The following is a 22923-nucleotide window of genomic DNA, read 5'->3' on the forward strand; positions in this document are numbered from 1 at the left end:
GTAAAAAAGTGATTTCAAAAAGATTCAGATACATAAAATCAGTTTTTCTCATGCTTTTTCTGCTTGCCGGCGGAGTAACTGCCCTTTATTCTGCAGAAGCTGAAACCACAGTAATCACAATTAACAATGCAAGTCAGACCTCCTATAAAAAATCTGAAGAAACAGGAAATGATACAATCGTCTTGCAGGGGCAGGTAAAAATCAGCGTGAAAAAGGGCGGTGTTACTTCAGAAATTTCTGCCGACTTTGTAAGCTATGACCGCCAGACAGAAATTCTTTATGCCGAGGGTAACGTTTCAATTGCAACAACGGGAGCTGCTTCCGGTAATGATACGACAACCGCCTCTTCCTTCCTTCTTAATACAAGTACTCTGGAAGGGGTTTTTGACCAGGGGCGTGTAGTTCAGACCCAGTCTGAAGCAATCAACCTGCCGTCCGGTTCAACTTTGATTGTATTTTCTGATATGTTCGGAAAGGGCGCTTCAAACGCAATTGCCTTTAAAAACTCAAGCCTTACCTTCTGTGATGATATAAATCCCCACTGGCACATTGATGCTACCAGAACCTGGCTGCTGCCCGGCGGAGAGTTTGCCTTTTTTAATGCCCTTTTGTACGTAGGTGAAATACCTGTTTTATATCTCCCGGCCTTTTATTACCCGAAAGATGAACTTGTCTTTAATCCTGTATTCGGTTACCGCCGCCGCGAAGGTTATTTTTTACAGAATACCCTTTATTTATATGGAAGAAAACCGCTGGATACCTCTTCTTCATCTTCGTCATCCAGCTCAAGTTCTTCTTCCTCTTCGGATACTTCCTCTGCCGCTGCTGCAGATGCCTTAAAAGGTCTTTACAACTTTATGAAGCCTTCCCAGCTTAAAGAACAGAGGCTCGAAGGCCTTATCCTTCATAACCTTGAAGAAAACTATTCCGGTCAGACTTCAAATTACTTTAAGGTAATGCTGGACTGGTATTCAACTTTGGGAACAATGGTAGGATTTTCCGGTGTTTTTAAGCCCTCGGATAAATATGTAACTTCCCTGACTACAAATTTCGGACTTGGTTTTTCAAAAACTATTTATACCTCCGGTTCAAAATTTTATCCTTATGATCCTTCTACTGGTACTACTTATTCTGATAAATCCAACTTCCTTGGAAGTAAGCTTCCCTTCCGTTATGGCGGAAAGTTAGCCCTTACACTTTCAAATCCGGTAAATCTTACCCTTGATATGCCTTTGTATTCAGATCCTTATTACCAGTATGATTTTATTACTAACCGTTCTGAATATATGGACTGGATTTCTTATCTTCTTGATCTTAATACAATTCAGAATTCTACAGAAACTATAACTGTAAGTGAATATTCAAACTTTTCCTGGAGCCTTACTTCGTCAAAGTCTTTCAGCGTGCCATCTCCATTAAAACAGTATTTTTCTACCCTTAGTTATAACCTTACAGCTTCTGTTCAGTTTACAACTATTCAGACTCCATCAACCTATGGCTCTTCTATTGGTGAGCATAGCGTATTAATTGATGATGAAGCCTTTATGAGAAAGTTTTATGCGCCTTCTCAGGTTACTCCGCTTTCTCTTTCCTTTAATATTGCCGGAACCCTGCTTGAAATTCCATTTGGTCAGACTTCTTCAAAATCTTCTGCCAAGCCTGAATATGCAATCACCCTTAATAAGGAAAATGAATTAAAGTCAGAGGCAGAAATAAAAAAAGAGGCTGAAGAGGCGGCTGCTAAAGACGAAGAAAAAGCAGAAAATGATAAAAAAGATGAAAAACTTGCAGAAGCAGAAAAAGAACCTGCCTCTGCAGATGAGATTTTTGGAATGGGAAATATTGAGCCGTCTTTTCCGGATTTAGATTTTTCTGCCTCTACAGATACCCTTGCAAAGGGCTTTGTTTATAAGCTTGGTTATACTTTTACTCCTTCAATTCTTACTCAGATGGCTTATTCTACAGATACAAGCTATATTCAGTCTGGAAGTGATTTTGACTGGTCAAACATCAAATCTTCTATGTATACAATTAAGCTTCCGCTTGCGCTTTCAAATAACCTTACTTACGGAACCAGCGTTTTTTCTGCAACCAATTCCTTTACCTACAGCCCGATTTATCAGAAGCATCCATATATAAATACAAACGGCGCTTCGGAGGGTGGCTATACAGAAGCTCAGGCTGATACCCTTCGCGTAACCGACTATAAGGCAGAGTCACAAGATATTGCAACTGTAAACTCTATCAACTTTTTTCCTTTTGCCTATGTTCCTTTGTTCTGCGAAACCGGCTTAAAATGGTCTTCTACAATTAAACTTTTCCGCCAGGAATTTGTAGGAGACGCAAGTAATCCTGAATACAATTATTACACCCTTGATTTTGATGATGAAAACTGTGTAACGGTCAATTCTCTTGATTTTATTCTGGGTCTTACAGAAATGGACAAAAAGTTTAAGCAGACTTTGACCTTCAGTCAGGTTATGCCGCCTCTTGCCCGCCAGTACACAGGAACATTAACCCTTGTTTTTCCTTATGTTACAGAAACAGTTACAACCGGTATTACAGAAAATAAAAAGGCAACAACAGAAGATGAAAAATGGAAGAAAAAGGACCTGCAGCAGTCGACAACGGTTTCTGGAACAGTGCTGGGCTCAACTCTTTCTTTTTCGGAATCCTATACCTATAACATGGAGGAAAATTATCATTCCAGTTTTAAGCTTTCTGCTTCCTGGTGGGGTCTTTCTACTTCTTATGTTATGTCTTATGCTCAGGGCTATGATTTTGAAGATAATAACTGGGTAGCCAGAAAAGATTCTTCGGGTAATACCTATAAGGAATTTCTTCCTTACAGTTTTTCTTTGTCATATACAAAGCCTTCCAAAACCTACTATAAATGGTTCAACCGAATTTCCGTTGCTCCGGGCCTTACAACAAGCGTAACGGCAGATTTAATCCGCCCTACAAACTCTTATTTTATTTTTACACCGTCTCTGACCTTTAATATCAATAACTTTTTCTACATAAAGTTTTCTTCAACCTCGCAGAACTCTGTAATTTACCGCTATTTCCAGAAGATGATGGGGCATGAAGGCCGTGTACCTGGTGAAGATAATATGTGGAAGGATTTGCTTAATTCCTTCCGTTTTGATAATGAAGCCCTTAGAAAAGATTCAGGCTTTAAGCTTAAATCTTTGAATATGGAAGTTACCCACAGCCTTCATGACTGGGATTTCAGCATGACCTGGTCTTTTGCACCGCGACTGTTAACAGAAAACGGTAAGTCATATTATGATATGAATCCTTATATCACAATCGGAGTTGTATGGAAGCCAATGTCCAGCATGAAAACTCAGATTAAAGATAATTACGGAGATTGGACATTTAACTAAATACGTCATATAATATTAATAATTAATGAAAGATTACACGATTGTTGTTCCAGACCAGAATGTGCTTTCCTGTGTGTGCGGAACAAATGACAGCAACCTTAGACTCATTGAAGAACATTTAGGCGTGCCGGTCTTTACAAAAGGAAACGAGCTTTCTGTAGAAGACGAAGACCCGCTGATACGCCAGAAATTCCAGTTTATTGTAGACCGAATAATTGATGAAATCTCTGCAGGCGGTAAAAACGGAGAAGACATTGTTGTTTCTGTTTTAAATACCCATAAAAAGCCGCGGGCAGAAGAAGAAATGATTTTGATTCCAGGCGGTCTTAAAAGGGTTTACGCAAGAACTCAGCATCAGGCAGAATACATCAATATGCTGCAGCATAAAGATATGGTTTTCTGTACCGGAAGCGCCGGCAGCGGTAAGACTTTTCTGGCGGTGGCAGAAGCCCTCAGCCTTATCCTCAGTCATAAAAAATCAAAACTGATAATTACCCGTCCTGTTGTAGAAGCAGGGGAGAGTCTTGGCTTTTTGCCGGGTGACCTTGAACAGAAAATAGATCCTTATATGCGGCCTTTAAAAGATGCAATGGAAAGTGTTTTACCTGTAGAAACAGTAAAGCGGCTTTTTGAAGCGGGTATTATTGAAGTTGCCCCTCTTGCCTATATGCGGGGCCGCACCCTTAATAATGCAGTTGTAATTCTTGATGAAGCCCAGAACACAACAGTCCCTCAGATGAAAATGTTCCTTACCCGTATGGGCGACAACACCAAGGTTTTTATCACCGGTGATCCGACTCAGATAGATTTACCTAGAAAAACGACTTCCGGATTGATGCATTCAATTCAGATTTTATATAAAATAGAAGATATTGGTTTTATGGAGCTTACGGCAGAAGATGTCGTAAGAAACAGACTTGTAAAACAGATTGTAAAGGCATACGAGAATGAAAAACAATACGAAGAAAAATACTAACTCCGGAGCTTTTGGACTTTATTTCCAGTCTCTTGGAGCTTACATTTCTAAATATTATCTTTATCTGATTTTGTTTTTTGTGGGACTCCTGCTTGTTTCTGCACTGAACTTTGTAAAAATCTCTACAGTACAGACTATTGCAGATTTTTCCCTTTCAGATTACGAAATCAATCAGATTTCTGACCGTACTATTATTGCAAAAAAGGATTTACCACCTGATGAACTTGATCCGGTTTCTATAGAAAAGGGTGAAAAAATCATAAAAAAAGGCTTCCCGATTACAGAAGAGGGCTATGCAAAGCTTAAAAAAATGTCGGCTTCGCCTTTGTACATTGATTACCGTGCCTTCGCCAATGCAGAACTCTTTCTTCTGCTTCTGGCAATCATGTGGTATCTGCTTTACTGCTTTGTTCCCTTCAACCGGAAAATATACGTGAGGGAACCCTTACTGCAGATGATTTTCTTTGTCGTCATGTATGTAATTGTCAGTTTCTGTGGTAAGCTTGCAGTTTTTTCTGATTCTTTTTCAATCTGCATAATCATTCCAGCCTCTCTATTTGTAATGCTGGTAACTATTTTGTACGGAAACGTTGCGGCTGTTCTGCTTTCCTTTGTGCTTTCGCTTGGAGTTTTAATTTCCAGCGACTGTCAGGTGCAGACCTTTGTTTACACCCTTGCAACCTCCCTTACTTCTGCGGCAATTGTGCGTAAAATCGACCGCCGCCTTGATCTTGTATTTGCTTCAATCACCCTTTCAATTTTCAACTGCGTTTACATGGTAATTATCCACGTAATTTTTAATGAAACCTTTACAGAATTGCCAAAGCTTCTGGGGGGCGTTGCGGCTAACGGCTTCCTTTCTGGAATCCTGACACTTGGTCTTTTGACTCCGCTAGAAATCATGCTTAATACTGCTTCGGTTTTCCGCCTTATGGAACTTTCCGACCTGAATCATCCGCTTATGAGAAAAATGCTGGTTCAGGCAAGCGGAACCTATCAGCATTCCCTTATGGTAGCCCAGCTTTCTGAAAATGCCTGCCGCGAAATTAAGGCAAATGCGCTTTTAGCCCGGGTTGGCGCTTACTATCACGATATTGGTAAAATTGAACAGTCTGAATACTTTGTAGAAAATCAGAAGGGTGAAAACAAGCACGATGATTTGAATCCGTCTCTTTCCCGCTCAATTATCAAAAGCCATGTGCGTAAGGGCGTAGAAAAGGCTCATCAGCTGCATCTTCCTCAGGCTGTAATTGATATTATTGCAGAGCACCACGGAAACAGCGTAATTGCCTATTTTTATAATGAAGCAAAAGAGCGGGACGAAAGTCTTAGCCCTGAAGAATTCTCTTACGCAGGAAATCCTCCTACAACCCGCGAATCTGCCGTAGTTATGCTTGCAGATACAATTGAAGCTGCCTGCCGTACCCTTAAAAGTCCTTCTGTTCCTCGCCTTGAAGCCTTTATTACTCAGTTAATCAACGGAAAAATTGAACACAAGCAGCTTGATAACTGTGATTTGACCTTCCGCGACGTTTCTAAAATTAAGGAAGCCTTTGTTCAGATTCTTGCAGGCTACTATCACAGCCGGATTGAATATCCTGATCAGGCAGAAGAAAACAAGGAAAAAACAGAAAAGCCTGAAAAAGAAAAATCTGAACGGGCAGAAGCAGCAGAAAAGGCTTTGCGAAAAGCTGAAAAGGCTGAACGTGCCGCAAAAGAAGATTCTACGGAGAAGGCATAATGGCAAACCGCGTTTTAATTTCAGTTCAGGAAGAATTAGAGCCTCCCTCTTGGCTTGATAACGTAGAGCCCTTTGTTAATCTTGTTTTGGAAAAGTTTGGCTTTGACGGAGAAGAAATAAGCATTCTTTTTTGTAACGACGAATACATGAGGGAACTGAATAATAATTTCCGTGGAATTGACAGCGCAACCGATGTGCTTTCTTTTGAAAACGGTGATGAATACGAAGATGAAGAAGGAAAGTGGAAATGTGCAGGTGATATTGCAATCAGTCTGGACACCCTTCCTGTAAATGCTGCTTATTTTGAACAGACAGAAAATGATGAAATAAAAAGGCTTCTGGTTCACGGTATTTTGCATCTGAACGGTTATGATCACGAACCTGAGCATATAGAAAAAGGCGTGGAGCCTGTCTGCGAAATGCTTGTAAAGCAGGAAAACTTATTAAAAGAATTAAAAAATGAGAGTGTAATAAAATGAGTTTTTTTAAGAAAAAGAAAAAGGCTTCTCATACAGAAGAATTGACTGCTGCCCAAAAGGAAATCCTTAAAGAAGAAAAAGAGGATATGATTGAGGGTGTAGAGGGACTTTCTGAAACTGCCGTTAAGGAAGTTATGGTTCCCCGTATTGACGTAGACTTTATTGCAGCCGATACTCCCCGCGATGAACTTCTTCATAAGCTTATTGCAAGCGGGCATTCACGTTTCCCGGTTTATCAGGATTCAATTGATAACGTAACCGGTATTCTTTACGTAAAAGACCTGCTTAAACTTTTTCTTGAAGATTCAGAAATCGACCTTAAAAAAATTATCCGCCGGGCTTATTTTGTTCCGGAAAGCAAGAGAATTGATTCCCTTCTTCGCGAATTCAAACGCCAGCACCTTCATATTGCCGTTGTAATTGACGAATACGGTGGAATTTCCGGCCTTGTTACAATGGAGGATATTATTGAAGAGATTGTCGGCGACATTCAGGATGAGTTTGATAATGAAAAAGAGGATATCATTTCTGCCGGCGAAAATATCTGGCTTTGTGATGCCCGCGTAAATCTTGATGATTTGAACGAAGCAATCGGTTCAGACTTCCCTAAAGAGGATTTTGATTCCCTTGGCGGATTTGTATTCGATTTGTTCGGTAAAGTTCCTGTAAAATATGAAAAAACTTCCTGGAATGGATTTGATTTTATCGTTCAGAACATGGAAGGCCACAGAATCAATGTAATAAAGGTAATTAAAAACAGTGAAAATGATGAAAATCCGGAAGAATAAGTTTGCACTTTTAGTTTCAGCTTTATTTGCGGTTGCCAGCCTCTATGCAGCGCCTGCACAGAAGACTCCTCTTTCTTTATTTGAAGAAGGTCTTTTTTACGAAGCTGATGAAAACTGGTTTGATGCCGGTCAGAGTTTTTTTCAGGTTGTAAACTTAAATCCTTCCTATTCTGATGCCTGGTATCATCTTGCAAGCTGCTCTTATAAAATGGGGGAGTTTGAACTTGCGCTTACATATCTTGAAAAAGCAGAAAATCTAGAAAAATACAACAGCAGAATTGAAAACTTAAAGGGAATGCTTTATCTGGCGCTTGGTCGTGCGGATGAAGCAAAGGCACTTTTTAATAAAATCCTTCAGGACTTTCCAAACGACGTAAGCGCTCATTTTGGTCTTGCGGAACTTGAACTTTATGACGGAAAATTTTCCGGCGCTGAACAGCAGTATTCAGAAGCCCTGCGCCGCGAATCAGGAAACAGAAAAGCCCTTCTTTCCATGGCTTTAATCTGTGCAGAAACCGGCCGCTATAAGCAGTCTGAAAAGTTTTTGAATCAGGCTATGCAGCTTTATTCAGGGGAAAGCGAAGTTCACTTTCTGTCAGCCCTGATTTATTTTATGAAGGGAGAAATTCTTCAGGCAGAAAAACACGTTCGTATTGCCCTTGAGCTTAATAAGAATTTTGAACCGGGCTATCAGCTTTTGTCTGCAATCTTGTATTCAGAAGGCCGCTATAACGACGTAATTGATATAAGTGACTTTTTAATCAGCCGTAACCGCAAAAACGGTAAGGCCTGGTATTTAAAGGGAATTGCCCAGAACAAGCTCGGACTTTCTGAAGAAGCAATTTCTACCTGGGATGCAGGACTTTCTGTTTCTCCTCAGGATGAAATGATGAGAACTCAGCTGGAACTTACAGCCAGAACAAGCCTTTCTATTGAAGACAGCCGCCGTAAGGAATGGGCTCAATATCATATTACAAATGCCCTTCAGTACGAAAGCCGTTTTGATAAGCTGGGTGCCGTTTACGAATATCAGAGGGCCTTGCTGCTGGATCCTGCAAATGTAAAAGCCCGCCTTGCATATGCTGACATTCTTGAAATGAACGGAATGCACGAGCTTTATCTTGAGCAGCTGGATTTTATTCAGAATAATTCGCCTGATGCAATTAATCAGACATTAAAAGATACGATCGAAGGCTATAAATCACTTCTGGGTACAACAATTGCCAAAAAGTGGGATGTTGAGCCTTTTTATCTTGATAAAATCCGCTGGAATATTGCGGTTTTTTATGTAGATCAGAATACAAGCTTTAATCACGCAGATTCAGAACGCCTTACAGCCTTTGCGGCAGGGGATGTTTTTTCTGGTGTTGCAATTACCTCTGTAAAAACTCAGGTTACTCCTGTCAGCGGCTACAGCGAAGCTTATAAAATTGCCCGGGGAAGTAATTTTGATTACTTTATTCTTGTAAATTCAAGTGAATCAGAAGAGGATATTACCCTTAAGGCTTCAATGTATACAGGAAGAACCGGAACTCCAGTTATGGAAGAAAGGTGGTTTGCAACCGGAAACAACAGATTTTCCACTGTACTCCGCCGCTTCCGAAATTCAGTTCTTGAAAAACTTGTAGTACGCGGAAAAATCCTTAAGCGTAACGGTAAGGTTGTGCTTGTTGATCTTGGAAAGTCAGAAAACGTTGTAAATGATTCTGAGTTCAAGATTATCAAAAGAGGCGGTCTTAAAATTTCTGACAGCGGTACCGGTCTTACCTATAAAGATTCTGATGTTGTAGGAAGCATAAAAATCACAAAGGCCAGCGAAGAAGTTTCTGAAGCCGATATTACCCAGCATGGCTTTTACGACCGCGTAAACGTTGATGACGAAATTATTCTTGTAAGCGTACCTGATCAGAATAAAAAAGAAGGTATCGATACAGTTCCAAACTCCGACGAAAAAGGAAAGCCGGTTGTAAAGAATACTGAAGGGGCAGGCATTCTTGCAGAAATTAAGAAAGCGGTAGAGAAACCTGCGATTGTAGAAATTCTTAGGTCCATTTACTAAGTAAAAGTTACCCTTTAAGAAAATACTTCCGCAAAGAACCGCCTTTTGCTCCGCCGAGAGCGCTGATAGGAAATTATTATACATTTCCAGCGCTCTAAACTCCGCAAAAGGCGAACCTTTGCTCCGTATTTTCTTAAAATGTTACTAAATCTCTATAATTGATCCAAAGAATTGTCTATCCACTGCTTACATAATGCCGGATACACATTTTCAATTCTTACAAATGTCTTAATCGCCCTTGGATACTGTGCCAGCATGTAGTGGGATTCTCCAAGGTAGAAATAAGCGCGATTTCTGGTAGTCTGACTGATATTTGTTCCTACCAGTTTTTCCAGCTGGTCAATTGCTTCTTTATATTTTTTCTGAATAAAAGTTGTTTTCAAAACTTCAAAGAGAAGGAAGTCATCGCCGCCGTCCGGAGAAATTAAATCTTCCTCAAAAATATGAATGCTGAGCCGCGGAACAGCTCTTTTTTCTATGATTCCAAGATTTTTTACGCTTGCTGCAACTTCTTCTGAAACTTTATATTCCTTTTCCAGCCCGTCAATGTAATCAAGGTAGGGAAGAGGAATTTCCCTCAAGGCACCTTCGGGGTAAAGGCGTTCAACTTTTTCTTCTTTTTGAGGAAGGGGATTTTTTGCTACTGCCTGAACATGGCAGCCGGTTACTGTGGAGTTAATAGACATGAGGATAATTTCATAAGGCTCGTCTGTAACTGCAATTACAGCATAAAAGTAATCTTTATAGTCGCTTACTGTGTCTGTGTAACTTGTAAGAATTGGTACAAGCTTTGCAATAGGCTCAAGCTTTTGCAGCTGGGCATATGAAGAAATCGGAGAAAGGTCACGGTAAACTAAAAGCTGGGTAATTTCTTTTTCAGGATTCTGAGGCAGGTTCCATACAAGATTTATGCGGTTTGAATTACCCGCAACAGCCTGAATATCCTGAATAATCGGACGCTCGGCAAAGGTCAAATTTGCAAAAAATGTTGAAATTAATGCAAAAAAAATAAGGGATTTCTTCATATATTAATAATCGGCATTTGATTGATGATTCTTGAAAAAAAGGTTATTGTATAGGCTATGTTAGAAGAAGTAAAAATACAGATTGAAGAACTGAAAGAAGAAATTAATACTGTCTGGGGGCGTCTTTGACTCGGACGCAATCGATAAATCAATAAAGGAAAAGGAAAAATTAACAGAAGCAGCAGGTTTCTGGGATGACCCTAAAGCTGCAGAAAAAGTAATGTCTCAAATCAGAAAGCTAAAGAATCGCGTAGAACCATGGCGCAAGCTTAAGGCTGATTTTGATGATCTGGAAGCAATGTACGAACTTGCCGTAGAAAGCGGTGATTCTGCTGACGAAGATGAAGTTAATTCAATGTACGCTTCCTGCAAGGAAACCTTTGAAAAATTAAACGTTCTCAACCTGCTTTCGGGCGAAGTTGACCAGAACGATGCATATCTTACCGTTCATGCGGGTGCGGGTGGAACAGAAGCCTGCGACTGGGCCTTTATGCTTAGCCGAATGTACCTGCGCTGGGCAGAACGCCACGGCTATAAAACAGAAGTTGTTGATGAACTTGAAGCAGAAGGCGGAATTAAATCCATTACAATTCAGATTACAGGCGATTATGTTTACGGTTATCTGAAGGGTGAGGGCGGAATCCACCGTCTGGTGCGCATTTCTCCTTTTGATGCAAACGCCCGTCGCCACACAAGCTTTGCCTCTGTTTACGTTTACCCGGTTCTGGACGACACAATTGAAGTTGAAGTACGCCCTGAAGACCTTCGTGTAGATACTTATCGTGCCGGAGGAAAGGGCGGTCAGCACGTAAACAAAACTGACTCTGCCGTTCGCTTTACTCATATCCCGACAGGAATTGTTGTTGCCTGCCAGACAGAACGCAGCCAGATTTTTAACCGTCAGGCTTGTATGAGCATGCTTAAGGCTCGTCTTTACGAATACTACCGCGAGCAGAAGGAAAAGGAAAACTCAAAGTTTGCCGCAGAAAAAAAAGATATTTCTTTTGGAAGCCAGATCCGCTCATATGTTTTCCAGCCCTACACAATGGTAAAAGACCACCGTACTAAATTTGCTTCTGGAAACATTCAGAGTGTAATGGACGGTGAAATCGACGAATTTATGAATGCATACCTTGTTGCAAAATGGAAGGGACTTCCAATGGACGGCGGGGATGATGACGAAGAAGTTTAGGACAATCCTGACTTTTACATTTTTAACCCTACTCACAGCTGCCGCAGGCCCGCTTTTTGGAGCTGATACTTCAAAATGGGTTGTGGGGGCTGAACGTTTTAAATACAATTCTCCTGCCGCTGCAGAGGATCCTTCGGTTTCTAAGGGAATTTCAGAAATGTTTCCCAGCCGAATTCTTGAAAAACTCAATGATGAACTTGTTCATATCGTTTATCCTGATGAAAAAAGAGATCAGGCACTTTATGATTTAAGAAAGACCCGCCTTTCCCTTTTTCTACAGCTTTCCGCAGAATATAAAAAGCGCGATTCTCTGGTGCTGCAGAATTATTCAAAAAGAAAGCTTGCTTCAAAAATCAAAGAGGAAGAAAAAGCCATAAAAACTATTCAGGAAAAAATTTCTGCCAATCTAAAAGAAGTTGACCAGGTTATGCAAAAATCTATCCGTGAAGAAAAAATGGTACAGCGGGGATTTTTCAATATGGATGAAAGTGCCAGCGAAGGCGAAAACTTCAAGAGCATGTTCAGAAATATTTTTGACCGGGATGCCGAGTTTGTTTCTTCCCAAAATATTGCCTTTTATAAGGACGATCGAACCGCTTTTTTTGAACCCAGCGAAACTGCCCAAAAATACGGTTATTCAAGTTATGATTATGAAAAAGAGGCTGTAAATGCCGGAATTAAATCCCTGATTACAGGCTCAATTACAAATTACGGTTCCTATTATTTTGTAAGTGCAGATATTTATGAATTTCCTGGAGGAAAGCTTAATCATTCTGTTTCAGAGGTCGGTCTTATTGAAGAAGCAGATATGATTTCAACTTCAATTGCCCATCAGATTGTAATTGCCCTTACAAACGGAATGCCGGTTGATATAGAGATTTCCTTTAATCCTGCAGAAATTAGGGATAAGGTTCGTATTTATCTTGATGATGATTTACAGCCGCCAAAACTTTCTCTGATACGAAGTCAGTCCGGTGTTCATTCCGTTCGTTTTGTAAGCGACGGTTACCGCGAAATGGGAACCTCCTATTTTTTTGAAGGAAACAAAAAGTATAAAATTGAAGTTACCATGCAGGAAGAGCATGAGGTCTTTATTGATGCAGTAAACCTTTGTCCATTTCCTGGCCGTTTTTATGCGGCAGGTGCCCTTGCAGAAGCTGCTAAAGACCAGAGCCTTCCCCCAGAAAGCCAGCTTCCACCGGAAAGTGAAACTTCAGCTCAAGAAGAACTTTTTACCCGGGCAAAAATCCGTATAAACGATACTCAGATTCTTGGACAGTTTATCAGTAACGATGGTTTTACCACAAATTATTATATTCCCGAAACTCTTTTGAATAATAAAAATCTTGTATCCATTAAATCAAAAAACATGGATATCAATGATTATATTGATAAGCGACGCCGCATTATGTACGGAAGCTATACTCTTTTAATGCTTTCTATGGTTCCTTATTTTTATACATACGGAAATTATGCTAATGCAGCAGCTCAGTATAACAAGGGAATTGGAAGCTATGAGGACGCCCTTACCTGGGAAACAAGAAATCAGATTTGCGGGGTAATTTCAATCGGCTGCGGAGCTCTTTTTGTCTATGAGCTTGTCCGCTACTTTCTTGCGGTTAATGATGTTTTACCTCAAAGGGCAAAGGCAATTTCTGAGCAGAAACTTGAAAAACAAAAGCAAAAAGAGCTTAAAAAACTTGAAAAAATGCGTAAAACTGAAGTAGTTACTGAAAATGAAAGTCAGGAAAATAAAGACGAAATAATAGATGAAGAAAAAGTTGAAGGCGAGGAAGAAAAATGAAAAAATCATTCGGTGAAAAATTAAAAAATCTTTTTTCAAAAAAAATAGATGAGGAATTTTTTGAAGAACTCACAGACAGCCTGGTTGAAGGTGATATAGGGGCAAAAACTGCCTTTGAAATTACAGATGAACTTGAAAAAATCTGCCGCCAGAAAAAATTAAGCGAGCAGAAGGATATTATTGCAGAACTAAAAGGCCTTTTATTGCAGAATATTAAAGAAATCAGCCTGGAACCAGATATGTCAAAGCAGAATGTCTGGATGGTGCTGGGCGTAAACGGAGTTGGTAAAACTACCAGCGTTGCAAAACTTGCAAATCTCTTTAAAGCCCGCGGAATTGAGAATCTTGTTCTTGCCTCCGCAGATACCTTCCGCGCCGCTGCAATCGAACAGCTTGATACTCATGGAGAGAAGATTGGGGTGCGCGTTGTAAGCCATCAGCATGGAAGTGACCCTAGCGCTGTAGTTTTTGATGCCGCAGAAGCCGTAAAGTCTAAGGGACCTGGCCTTGTAATTGCAGATACCGCAGGCCGCCTTCACAATAAAGAAAATCTTGTACGCGAACTTCAGAAAATTGACCGAACCTGTTCCCTTAAGGCTGACCAGGGTTGTTACAAGAAAATTATCGTAATTGATTCTACTACCGGTCAGAATGCCCTGCGTCAGGCAGAGGTTTTTAACGAGGCTGTAAAGGTAGATGCTATCATCATGACAAAATACGATTCAACGGCAAGGGGTGGAGTTGCAGTAAGCATTGGTCGTGAACTTGGAATTCCTGTTGCCTTTGTCTGTACCGGCGAAAAATACGGCGACATTGCACCTTTTAATGCGGAGAAATACATTGACGAGTTTTTGGGCACTCTTTAAGAGACTTATTGCCGCATTTTTACTTTTCTCTTTTTTTGCTTTTTCAGTTTTTTGTCAGGAAGAAAGCCTTGAAGAAGCCAGCCTTGAAGAAGTTGAAGAAATTCCCTTAGAAGAAGCTGCAGGTGAAAGTGAAGCAATTAATCTTGAAGAAATTGAAGAGGCTGTAGAAAAAGTCCGCGAAGAATATCTTTCAAAAGATTACACCGGAAAATCCTCTCTTTTAGCTTTCAGCGAGTTTGAAAACGAAATCATTCAGCCTGATTCCCTGGACGGAAATAGAGTAATGATTTATTCGATTGGTAATAAAACAAGACGGCGTTTTTTTGACCAGCAGTACAGACTGGAACGTTCTGAATTCTGGGAAATCAACGGAGCCAGGGATTCCAGAATAGTAAGACAGGAATATTTCAAATATTTCGGGAATGAAAAAAAAGTAAACGTTAAGATTGTTGAAAATGAAAAAGACGGTGAAAGTATTTTTTACCGCCGGGATGGGCTTGTAGAAAAAATCGAAGCCTTTAAGAAGGTTGAAGAAAAACCTTATATTACCCAAATCAGACGCTGGAAATATGACAAAGACAATAGAATATCAGAGCTTTCTGTAAGAACTTTTTCCTATAACAGCGAAGAAGATACAAAGCGACGCGGAGTTTCTGCAAAGGCTTTCAGATATAAATACAATCCCAAAAATGAAGCGGGCGAAGAAATCCCTGCCGATGTCAGCTTTTATGAAAATGACATCTTAAAATCTGTGGAAAAATACTCTCCTGTTTTGGGAAGTTACACCCAGCAGTATTTTTTTGACCACGGTATCAGCGTAAAAACCTGGTTTGTAAAATATAACCGGGTCAGGGAAGTAATTTACCAGAACGAAAGGGTATTAAGGATTCATAAGTTTGATGAAGAAGAATAAACTTGCTCTGATATTTTCAATTTCCCGCCGTTTTGCTTCTGCAGACAGAAGTTCTTCCTCTTCTGTTACTTCCCGTCTAAGCATTCTTGGTATCTGCTTTGGAGTTATGACTCTTATTGTGGTTACGAGCGTTATGAACGGCTTTCAGATGAGTTTTATTGACGCAATTTTAGAAACCCAGTCTTATCATATTCAGGTGGAAGAAGCTGGGGAAAAACTTTCAGAGGAAGACCTTTCTGACTGTGAAAAAAAACTTAATGAGCATTGTAAAGCATCAAAGCTGGTAAGAGCTATTACTCCTTTTTATCAGGCTCAAACCCTCATGTGCAATATTCCACAGCCTAATCCCCCGGCAAGTGACAAAGTCACTTCATCATCTGCTGTTTTTGAAAGTCCAGCCTTAATTAGGGGAATACCAGCCGAAACTTTTTATGAAGACCCGAGCTTTAGAAAAGAAATCATTCTTTTACAGGGCTCTTTTGATCTTTCTGGTAAGAATGAAATTATTCTTGGAAATCAGCTTGCCCATAGCCTTAAGGTGCGGGTAGGAGACCAGGTAAATCTTTTTGTTTTGAGTGGTTCCAGCGATGTGGAGCTTTTTTCAGGTCAGAGAATTTTTACTGTAAAGGGAATTTTTGCAACCGGCTATCAGGAAATTAATTCAAGCCTGGCTTTTATCAGTATGGAAGCTGCAAGAACTTACTTTGGAAAAGAAGCTTTAAGAACCTGGGGAATTAAACTTCACAATACTTCTAATGTAGAACGCGAAATCAGGGAACTAAGAGAAGTTCTTTCGGGCAGCGGGGCAAAAATTTCTTCCTGGAAGGAATACAATAAGAGTTTTTACGGGGCGCTCAGAATCGAAAAGAATATGCTGCTGCTGGTTGTCTGCCTGATTTTTGTTGTGGTGGCAATAAATATTTATAATGCCATGAGGCGTCTTGTTTTTGAACGTCAGAGGGAAATTGCAATTCTTACGGCGCTTGGAATACGCATAAAAGAAATTCAGGCAATTTTTATTACCCGGGGTTTTTATACAGGCCTTCTTGGTTCAGTTGGCGGACTGATTCTGGGTATTATAATCAGTCTTAACACCAACGCAGTATTCAACGGCGCCTCGAAGATAGTTTATTTTCTGCAATACGCCTTTACTGCAATTTTTAATCACGAAAATCTTATGTATATAAGCGAAAACTCAACTTACAGCATTTATGCAAATATTCCGGCCCGTATTTTTAAGGGTGAAGTTCTTATGATTTTTTTATTCGGTATTATTTCGCCCCTTGCAGCCTGTTTTTTTGCCGGCAAAAATGTTTTAAAATCATCTCTGGCAGAGGTACTTCATAATGAGTAGCATTGTTTCGATTAAAAATCTTGAAAAAACTTTTGTTTCCACCAGCGAAAAGCTTACTGTTCTTTCTGATTTGAATCTGGAAGTTGAGGAAGGAAAGAAAATTGTAATTGTCGGGGAAAGCGGAAGCGGAAAATCAACTCTTTTGAATATCATCGGCGGAATTGACAGCCTGACAGGTGGCAGCGTAATTGCCGGTAATGATAAAAGCGGCAAATGGAAGGTGGCTGAACTTTCTGAAAAGGAACTTAGCAATTACCGTTCCCATTTTTTAGGTCTGGTCTTTCAGTTTCACTATCTTTTGAAGGATTTTACTGCCCTGGAAAACGTCTGCATGCCGGCCCTTATTGCGGGGCTTCCAAAAAAGCTGGCGGTGGAAAAGGCAGAAGCTCTTTTGCGTGATACCGGCGTTATTGAAAGAAAAAATCATCTGCCTTCGGAATTGAGCGGAGGGGAGCGCCAGAGGGTGGCAGTTGCCCGTGCCCTAATAAATGACCCTTCATTAATTCTTGCAGATGAGCCTACCGGAAATCTTGACCCTGCAAATGCTTCTTTAATCAGCGGACTTTTGTTTGACATGGTTGAAAAATATAAAAAGACTCTGATTCTTGTAACTCATGATATGAATATTGCAGAAAAAGGCGACGAAGTTTACAGAATTGTAAAGGGAAAGCTTGAAAAGGCAGGTGTTTAATTTGACTTTAAAGGCTTCTCTTTATTTTGCAAAAAGTCTGATTTTTCCTCGTGCTGAAAAAAACTCTACTGCCAGAAAAAGTCTTTACGGGGCAGTTATCTGCATAGGCCTCAGTATTATTCCCCTTGTAGCTGTTATTTCAATTACAAATGGAATGATAAAGGGAATGACAGAGCGTATCATAGGGCTTTCTTCAAGTCATCTGGAAATGCGGGTCGCAGGCGGAATAGAAGAAACTAAGACTGCTGCTAATTTTGAAAAATATGCTGCTTCCTTTGAAAAAATTGGTGGAATAAAGACTGCCTATCCGGAAGTTACTCTTTCGGCTCTGGCGCTTGGAAAAAATATAAGAAGCGGTGCCTATATCCGGGGTGTTCAGAACGATATTTTTAAGAAGAACGAAAGTTTTAAGACACTTTTTGAAGTGATTGAAGGAGATACTTCTGCACTGGAGTCTGGCGGTAATACTGCAATTATTGGAAAGAAGATGGCAGAAAGTCTTGGACTTAAAACAGGAGATACTTTCAGAATCATTACCACAAAAAAGGCAGGAACTGCGATTGTTCCAAAAATGACCGCCTTTAAAGTCGGAGCTGTGATATCTTCGGGCTATCAGGAACTGGATCAGCTCTGGGTTTTTATTCCCCTGAAAACCTTTTTCCGTTCTTTTTCCATGACAAATGCAGATTTTAATGTGCTTCTGGAAACAGATGATGCCTTTAGTCCCCGTTTGATTGCCCTTCAAAGAGCTGTAAAAAATGAGGCAGGACGTTTTGCCAATGTTTACCGCTGGGATCAGGTAAATGCTTCCCGTTTTGAAAACTTTTCTTCTACCAAGGTAATGCTGGTTTTTATAATGATGATGATAGTTCTTGTTGCCTCCATAAATATTTCTTCCGCAATTGTAATGCTGGTGCTTGAACGCCGCCGCGAGATAGCAATCCTAAAAAGTGTCGGTGCCAGCCCGCGCGGAATAAGCCTTTCTTTTATGCTTACAGGCCTTTTCTGCGGCTTTTCGGGGCTGTGTATAGGACTGCCTTTAGGACTTTTAATCACCCTTTATTCAAATCAGCTTATCCGTGGCCTGGAAAGCCTTGTAAATCTTTTTACAGACCTTCATCTTATGGATCCTGCCTACTATCTGCAGACAATTCCTGTTGAAATTCCTGTAAAAGAGCTGATAATTGTCTGTATGGGAACTCTTTTGCTTTCACTTTTAGTAAGCGTAATTCCGGCAGTGAAGGCAGGTAAGGAAAAACCTCTGGAGGCGCTGAAATGACAAAAAAAATCTGTCCTGTCTGCGGAATGACCTACGATAAAATTTCCGAAAGTCAGAAAATCGGCTGCTCTGAATGTTATTATACCTTTGCCGAGGAGTTCAAAAAAACTCTTAGAAAATACGGAATTACCCAGGCCTATCAGGGAAGCTTTCCTAAAAAACTCAAGGGCTATAAATCAACCCTTACAAGCCGGGTCGAAATGCAGTTTAAGCTTGATGCCGCAATTGAAGCGGAAGAATATGAAAAGGCAGCCTTTTACCGCGACTATCTTAAGGTTTTGAATAAGGAAGCTTCCGGGGCAAAAAATCCCTCAGATGAAAAAGTAACTTTTGATACAGAAGCAGATTCTGAGCTTGATTTTGACAGGAGAAAGCCTGATGAAAAATAAAATGCCTCTTCCCTGGTTTTCTCTTGCCGGTCAGAATGATGATATAGTTTTTTCTACAAAAATCCGCCTGAGCCGTAACCTTGCAGATTTTCCTTTCCCCGTAAAAATGAGCACAGAAGATATGGAAAGGGTTAATTCTCTTGTTTACGATGCAATTCAGAGCGAAGAGACCTTTCATTTTATAGACTATAAAAATATTTTCAGTCAGGGGCGGCAGGTTTTAATAGACAAGAACATAATTTCAGACTCAAAGGATTTTGACTGCTCTGCCGTAATTTTAAATGATAATGATTCAGAAAGCCTTCTTGTAAATCACATAGACCATGTGCGTATTTCAGCCTTTTCTTCCGGCTTTGAAACAGAAAAGGTAATGGCTCAGGTTTACAGAATTGATGAGGTTCTGCAGGAAAAACTTCAGTTTGCCGCAAGTCATGATTTTGGCTATCTTACTTCCCAGATAAAAGACTGCGGTACGGGCCTGAAAATTTCTTACCGTATTTTTATTCCGTCAATCGTACTTTCGGGGCAGTTTGATTCAATTATCGGTCTTGTTCAGGAAAAGAAATTCTGCATTTCTCCGGTTTTTCAGGTTTCCGATTCTGCAAATTTTTCTAATTTTATCTTTGATTTATACCCGGGAAATGCCGCTGACGGAACAGAATTAGACCAGGCAGCTAACATCAACTCACTTGCAGAAATTATTTTAAAAACAGAACGCAAGATTAGAGCTACTTTTGCCGATAATAATCCTACAATACTCTTAAATTTTGTAAAAAGGGCTTTTGCAAAGGCAATGTATTCGCTGCTTCTTACTTATGATGAAGCCGCAGACATTATCAGCGTAATGAAGTTCGGTTTACAGACTGGCAGAGTAAGCGGGATAACCGAGCAGGAACTTAATGCCTTGTTTTACAGGGCAAAGCACGGCCATATTCTCTATGTGAACGACAACTACGCTTTTTCTTACGAGGAAGACCTTAAAAAAGACCTGAGCGCCCAGCTCCAACGCCTTAGAGCTATTGTAATTCAGCAGGCTTTTGAAAAAGTTGCGGTTAACTAATTGCTAATTGGGGTTATTAATTGAAAAATTTCTCACTTCGCGCAAGAAAAATTGTATTGATTCTGGCTCAGGATGAGGCAAGACAGCTTGGAAGTAAGGAAATCCTTCCTGAGCATGTACTGCTTGCAATGCTCCGCTTAAAAGAGGGTATTGGTTTTACGACCCTTACCAAATTAAACGTAAACCTTATGCGTTTTGAAGAATCTCTTGAAGATTCTTTTGCCACAACAGAAAAAACTCCTACACTGGATCAGATTCCTCAGAGTCAGCGCCTGAATAATCTTTTGCGTATTGCAGATTATGAAGCAACTGCCTTGAGTAATTCTTATGTCGGAACCGAGCATCTTCTTCTGGCAGCCGTAAAAGAAGCGCATACAATTGCCGAAAACTTTTTTACAGCATCCGGCTATACGGTTGCTGATGTCCGCTTTACTATCATGGAAGCCCAGTCAGAAGTTCCTAGTTCTTACAACGATTTTAATCTCCATAATTATGCAGATGAATTCTTTAAATCTATTTTTGGTGATGATCCTTCGGATTTTCTTCTGACAGGAACAGCTCCCGAAGAAGATAAGAAAAATCAAAAAGAAGCTGAAACTTCCGACGGTGGAGAAGAATCCTTCCTTTCTGAATACAGCCGCGACCTTACAAAAATGGCCCGCGAAAATAAAAGCGACCCTGTCGTAGGACGCGATAAGGAAATTCACCGGGTTATTCAGATTTTGTCGCGACGAACAAAAAATAATCCGGTTTTGACTGGCGAGCCTGGAGTTGGAAAAACTGCAATTGTAGAAGGTCTTGCCCAGGCAATTACTGCCGGAAAAGTTCCTTCAAATCTTCTTAAAAAGCGCATTCTTTCTCTGGATCTGGCCGCTATGGTTGCAGGAACAAAATACCGCGGTGAATTTGAAGAGCGTATGAAAAAGATGATGAAGGAAGTTCAGGAAAACGATGACATCATTCTCTTCATTGATGAACTTCATACAATTATCGGGGCTGGTGGTCCAGAAGGCACAATGGATGCTTCTAATATCATGAAGCCTGCCCTTAGCCGGGGCGAAATCCAGATTATCGGGGCTACAACGACTAAGGAATATACCCGCCACATTGAAAAGGATCTTGCTCTTGAACGCCGTTTCCAGGTTGTAAAGGTAAGCGAACCGAGTGATGAAGAAACTATTGAAATCCTCCGCGGAATTAAGCAGAAATATGAAAATTTCCATCACGTTGTATATGAAGATGATGTCATGCCGGCGATTGTAAAACTCAGCCGCCGTTATATCCCTGAAAAAGTTCTTCCGGATAAGGCAATTGATATTCTGGACGAAGCAGGGGCATCTAAAAAAATTAGCGAAGAGCAGAGACCTGCAGAGTTTACGGAAATTGAAGCAAATATTTCTGATTTGATTGAAGAAAAGAAATCTCTTGTAAAAAATCAGGATTACGAAAATGCTGCCCTTGTTCGTGACAAGGTTATTGAACTTAAAAGAAAACTTGGCCGCTATTCAAACATGCTGAGTCAGGGGCAGTTAGGTTCTAAAAAGACCGTAACAGTTTCGGATATAGAAAAAATTATCTGTGAGATGACAGGCATTCCTGTTGAGCAGCTTACAACTACAGAAATTGCAAGAATTATGCATATGGAAGAAGAACTGCATAATACAGTTATCGGGCAGGATGATGCAGTAAGTGTTATTTCTGGTGCAATCCGCCGAAGCCGGGCAGGAATTTCTTCTCCAAAGCACCCGGTTGGTTCTTTTATTTTCTTAGGTCCTACTGGCGTTGGAAAAACTCAGCTTGCAAAGGCTCTGGCAAAGTATCTTTTTGGCAGTGAAGATTCCCTTATCAGAATTGATATGTCTGATTTTATGGAAAAGCATACTGCAAGCCGTCTTGTTGGAGCGCCTCCGGGATATGTTGGTTATGAAGACGGTGGTATCCTTACAGAAAAAGTACGCCGTCATCCATATTCAGTAGTTCTCCTTGATGAAATTGAAAAGGCTCACCCTGATATTTTCAATCTTCTTCTTCAGCTTCTGGAAGAAGGTGAACTTTCTGACAATCTTGGTCATACTGTAAACTTCCGTAATACAGTAATCATTATGACTTCGAATGCAGGTGCCCGTCAGATTACAAATGAGGGCAGGGTTGGTTTTGGAACTCTTGAAGGGGTAATGCCTTACCAGGAAATTAAGTCAGGCGCAATGCATGAGCTGAAAAAGCTCTTGAATCCTGAACTTATCAACCGAATTGATGATGTAATTGTTTTCAATGCCCTTTCAAAGGCAGAGATTTCAAAAATTCTTGATATTCAGATTAAGGATCTTGCTGATCGAATTAGCGGAAAAAATCTTACTATTAAGATTGATGAGGATGCAAAGTCTTATCTTATTGAGCATGGCTATAATCCTGCAATGGGTGCCCGTCCTATGAAGCGCCTTATCAGAAAGGAAATCGAAGATCCTCTGGCAATGGCTATCCTTGAAAATTCAGATAAAAAGCTTTCCTGCGTTTATGTAGAACTCAAGGATGGTAAACTCAACATCACTTTGGGCGAAAAAGAAAAAGAACCTGTTTTACAGCTTGTTGGAAAAAAAAGCGTAATCAAGTAGAATGTAAAGATTAAACGAGGTGTAAAATGATTAAAGAATTTTTGGATTACAATACAGTCCGAAACAACGCATTAAAAATTGCTCACAAAATTTATAAGGATGGTTTTATTCCTGATGTAATTTACTGTTCTCTTCGTGGCGGTGCTGCCATGTCTAACGTTATCAGTGAATATTTTAAGATTGTCTGCAAACAGAACAAGCATCATCCAGTCCTTTACGCAGGAGTTGTTGCCCGCTCATATTCTGATATTGCCCAGCATACTCAGGTTTATATTGACGGCTGGACTTATCCTCCAGAAAATCTTT

Annotated in this window: 17 protein-coding genes and 1 pseudogene; 17 read left to right on the forward strand and 1 reads right to left on the reverse strand. The window is 40.3% G+C overall.

Annotated elements, in window-relative coordinates:
• The first annotated feature begins 50 nt into the window (after positions 1–50).
• From MSI_RS05515 to MSI_RS05540, 6 genes are read left to right on the forward strand one after another with little or no spacing between them, the layout of a single operon-like run.
• A complete protein-coding gene (locus MSI_RS05515) occupies positions 51–3389 on the forward strand; it encodes an LPS-assembly protein LptD (protein ID WP_009104547.1) in 3339 nt (1112 codons plus the stop codon).
• Between the two features lie 25 nt (positions 3390–3414).
• Entirely contained in the window at positions 3415–4365 is a 951-nt protein-coding gene (locus MSI_RS05520; RefSeq protein WP_009104548.1) for a PhoH family protein, read from the forward strand.
• Positions 4337–6106: an HD family phosphohydrolase gene (locus tag MSI_RS05525; protein ID WP_009104549.1), complete on the forward strand. Its 1770-nt coding sequence runs from the start codon at positions 4337–4339 to the stop codon at positions 6104–6106. The genes MSI_RS05520 and MSI_RS05525 overlap by 29 nt, the downstream gene beginning before the upstream one ends.
• Positions 6106–6585 carry an rRNA maturation RNase YbeY gene (ybeY, locus tag MSI_RS05530; RefSeq protein WP_009104550.1) on the forward strand — a complete coding sequence of 160 codons (480 nt, stop codon included), beginning with the start codon at positions 6106–6108 and terminating at the stop codon, positions 6583–6585. Before MSI_RS05525 ends, ybeY begins: the two co-directional genes overlap by 1 nt.
• Entirely contained in the window at positions 6582–7373 is a 792-nt protein-coding gene (locus MSI_RS05535) for a hemolysin family protein (RefSeq protein ID WP_009104551.1), read from the forward strand. The genes ybeY and MSI_RS05535 overlap by 4 nt, the downstream gene beginning before the upstream one ends.
• Positions 7351–9432 (forward strand): lipopolysaccharide assembly protein LapB, encoded by a 2082-nt coding sequence (locus tag MSI_RS05540; protein WP_009104552.1) that lies wholly within the window; start codon positions 7351–7353, stop codon positions 9430–9432. The genes MSI_RS05535 and MSI_RS05540 overlap by 23 nt, the downstream gene beginning before the upstream one ends.
• A 152-nt stretch (positions 9433–9584) precedes the next feature.
• Here MSI_RS05540 and MSI_RS05545 read toward each other — a convergent pair whose 3' ends face one another.
• Complete coding sequence (locus MSI_RS05545; protein WP_009104553.1) at positions 9585–10457, reverse strand: tol-pal system YbgF family protein; 873 nt, start codon at positions 10455–10457, stop codon at positions 9585–9587.
• Positions 10458–10514: 57 nt separating this feature from the next.
• Between MSI_RS05545 and prfB the strand changes: the two genes are divergently transcribed.
• From prfB to MSI_RS05600, 11 genes and pseudogenes are all read left to right on the forward strand, one after another.
• Positions 10515–11649 (forward strand): peptide chain release factor 2 gene (prfB, locus tag MSI_RS05550; RefSeq protein WP_155815496.1). Its coding sequence is split into 2 segments (ribosomal slippage): positions 10515–10583 and positions 10585–11649, totalling 1134 coding nucleotides; the frame shifts between segments, so codons are not numbered across the junction.
• Entirely contained in the window at positions 11630–13453 is a 1824-nt protein-coding gene (locus MSI_RS05555; RefSeq protein ID WP_155815498.1) for a hypothetical protein, read from the forward strand. The genes prfB and MSI_RS05555 overlap by 20 nt, the downstream gene beginning before the upstream one ends.
• A complete protein-coding gene (gene ftsY / locus MSI_RS05560) occupies positions 13450–14319 on the forward strand; it encodes a signal recognition particle-docking protein FtsY (RefSeq protein WP_009104559.1) in 870 nt (289 codons plus the stop codon). The genes MSI_RS05555 and ftsY overlap by 4 nt, the downstream gene beginning before the upstream one ends.
• Positions 14294–15232, forward strand: coding sequence for a hypothetical protein (locus MSI_RS05565; protein ID WP_009104561.1), 939 nt, complete (start codon positions 14294–14296; stop codon positions 15230–15232). The genes ftsY and MSI_RS05565 overlap by 26 nt, the downstream gene beginning before the upstream one ends.
• Positions 15219–16586: an ABC transporter permease gene (locus MSI_RS05570; RefSeq protein WP_009104563.1), complete on the forward strand. Its 1368-nt coding sequence runs from the start codon at positions 15219–15221 to the stop codon at positions 16584–16586. The genes MSI_RS05565 and MSI_RS05570 overlap by 14 nt, the downstream gene beginning before the upstream one ends.
• A complete protein-coding gene (locus MSI_RS05575; protein WP_192807739.1) occupies positions 16576–17277 on the forward strand; it encodes an ABC transporter ATP-binding protein in 702 nt (233 codons plus the stop codon). Before MSI_RS05570 ends, MSI_RS05575 begins: the two co-directional genes overlap by 11 nt.
• A 1-nt stretch (position 17278) precedes the next feature.
• Complete coding sequence (locus MSI_RS05580; RefSeq protein WP_009104565.1) at positions 17279–18556, forward strand: FtsX-like permease family protein; 1278 nt, start codon at positions 17279–17281, stop codon at positions 18554–18556.
• A complete protein-coding gene (locus tag MSI_RS05585; protein WP_009104566.1) occupies positions 18553–18945 on the forward strand; it encodes a UvrB/UvrC motif-containing protein in 393 nt (130 codons plus the stop codon). The genes MSI_RS05580 and MSI_RS05585 overlap by 4 nt, the downstream gene beginning before the upstream one ends.
• Entirely contained in the window at positions 18935–20005 is a 1071-nt protein-coding gene (locus tag MSI_RS05590) for an arginine kinase (RefSeq protein WP_009104567.1), read from the forward strand. The genes MSI_RS05585 and MSI_RS05590 overlap by 11 nt, the downstream gene beginning before the upstream one ends.
• 20 nt (positions 20006–20025) lie before the next feature.
• Positions 20026–22617 carry an ATP-dependent Clp protease ATP-binding subunit gene (locus tag MSI_RS05595; RefSeq protein ID WP_009104569.1) on the forward strand — a complete coding sequence of 864 codons (2592 nt, stop codon included), beginning with the start codon at positions 20026–20028 and terminating at the stop codon, positions 22615–22617.
• Between the two features lie 26 nt (positions 22618–22643).
• Positions 22644–22923 (forward strand): annotated as a pseudogene (locus MSI_RS05600) (phosphoribosyltransferase); the annotation flags it as partial.

This window comes from Treponema sp. JC4 (assembly GCF_000260795.1).
In the GTDB taxonomy this organism is placed as follows: Bacteria; Spirochaetota; Spirochaetia; order Treponematales; family Treponemataceae; genus Treponema_D.

Excerpts from the sequence above, each read along its gene's own strand:
- MSI_RS05515 (WP_009104547.1), top strand. The coding sequence starts at position 51 with ATGCTTTTTCTGCTTGCCGGCGGAGTAACTGCCCTTTATTCTGCAGAA.
- MSI_RS05520 (WP_009104548.1), top strand. The coding sequence starts at position 3,415 with ATGAAAGATTACACGATTGTTGTTCCAGACCAGAATGTGCTTTCCTGT.
- MSI_RS05525 (WP_009104549.1), top strand. The coding sequence starts at position 4,337 with ATGAAAAACAATACGAAGAAAAATACTAACTCCGGAGCTTTTGGACTT.
- ybeY (WP_009104550.1), top strand. The coding sequence starts at position 6,106 with ATGGCAAACCGCGTTTTAATTTCAGTTCAGGAAGAATTAGAGCCTCCC.
- MSI_RS05535 (WP_009104551.1), top strand. The coding sequence starts at position 6,582 with ATGAGTTTTTTTAAGAAAAAGAAAAAGGCTTCTCATACAGAAGAATTG.
- MSI_RS05540 (WP_009104552.1), top strand. The coding sequence starts at position 7,351 with ATGATGAAAATCCGGAAGAATAAGTTTGCACTTTTAGTTTCAGCTTTA.
- MSI_RS05545 (WP_009104553.1), bottom strand. The coding sequence starts at position 10,457 with ATGAAGAAATCCCTTATTTTTTTTGCATTAATTTCAACATTTTTTGCA.
- MSI_RS05555 (WP_155815498.1), top strand. The coding sequence starts at position 11,630 with ATGATGACGAAGAAGTTTAGGACAATCCTGACTTTTACATTTTTAACC.
- ftsY (WP_009104559.1), top strand. The coding sequence starts at position 13,450 with ATGAAAAAATCATTCGGTGAAAAATTAAAAAATCTTTTTTCAAAAAAA.
- MSI_RS05570 (WP_009104563.1), top strand. The coding sequence starts at position 15,219 with ATGAAGAAGAATAAACTTGCTCTGATATTTTCAATTTCCCGCCGTTTT.
- MSI_RS05585 (WP_009104566.1), top strand. The coding sequence starts at position 18,553 with ATGACAAAAAAAATCTGTCCTGTCTGCGGAATGACCTACGATAAAATT.
- MSI_RS05590 (WP_009104567.1), top strand. The coding sequence starts at position 18,935 with ATGAAAAATAAAATGCCTCTTCCCTGGTTTTCTCTTGCCGGTCAGAAT.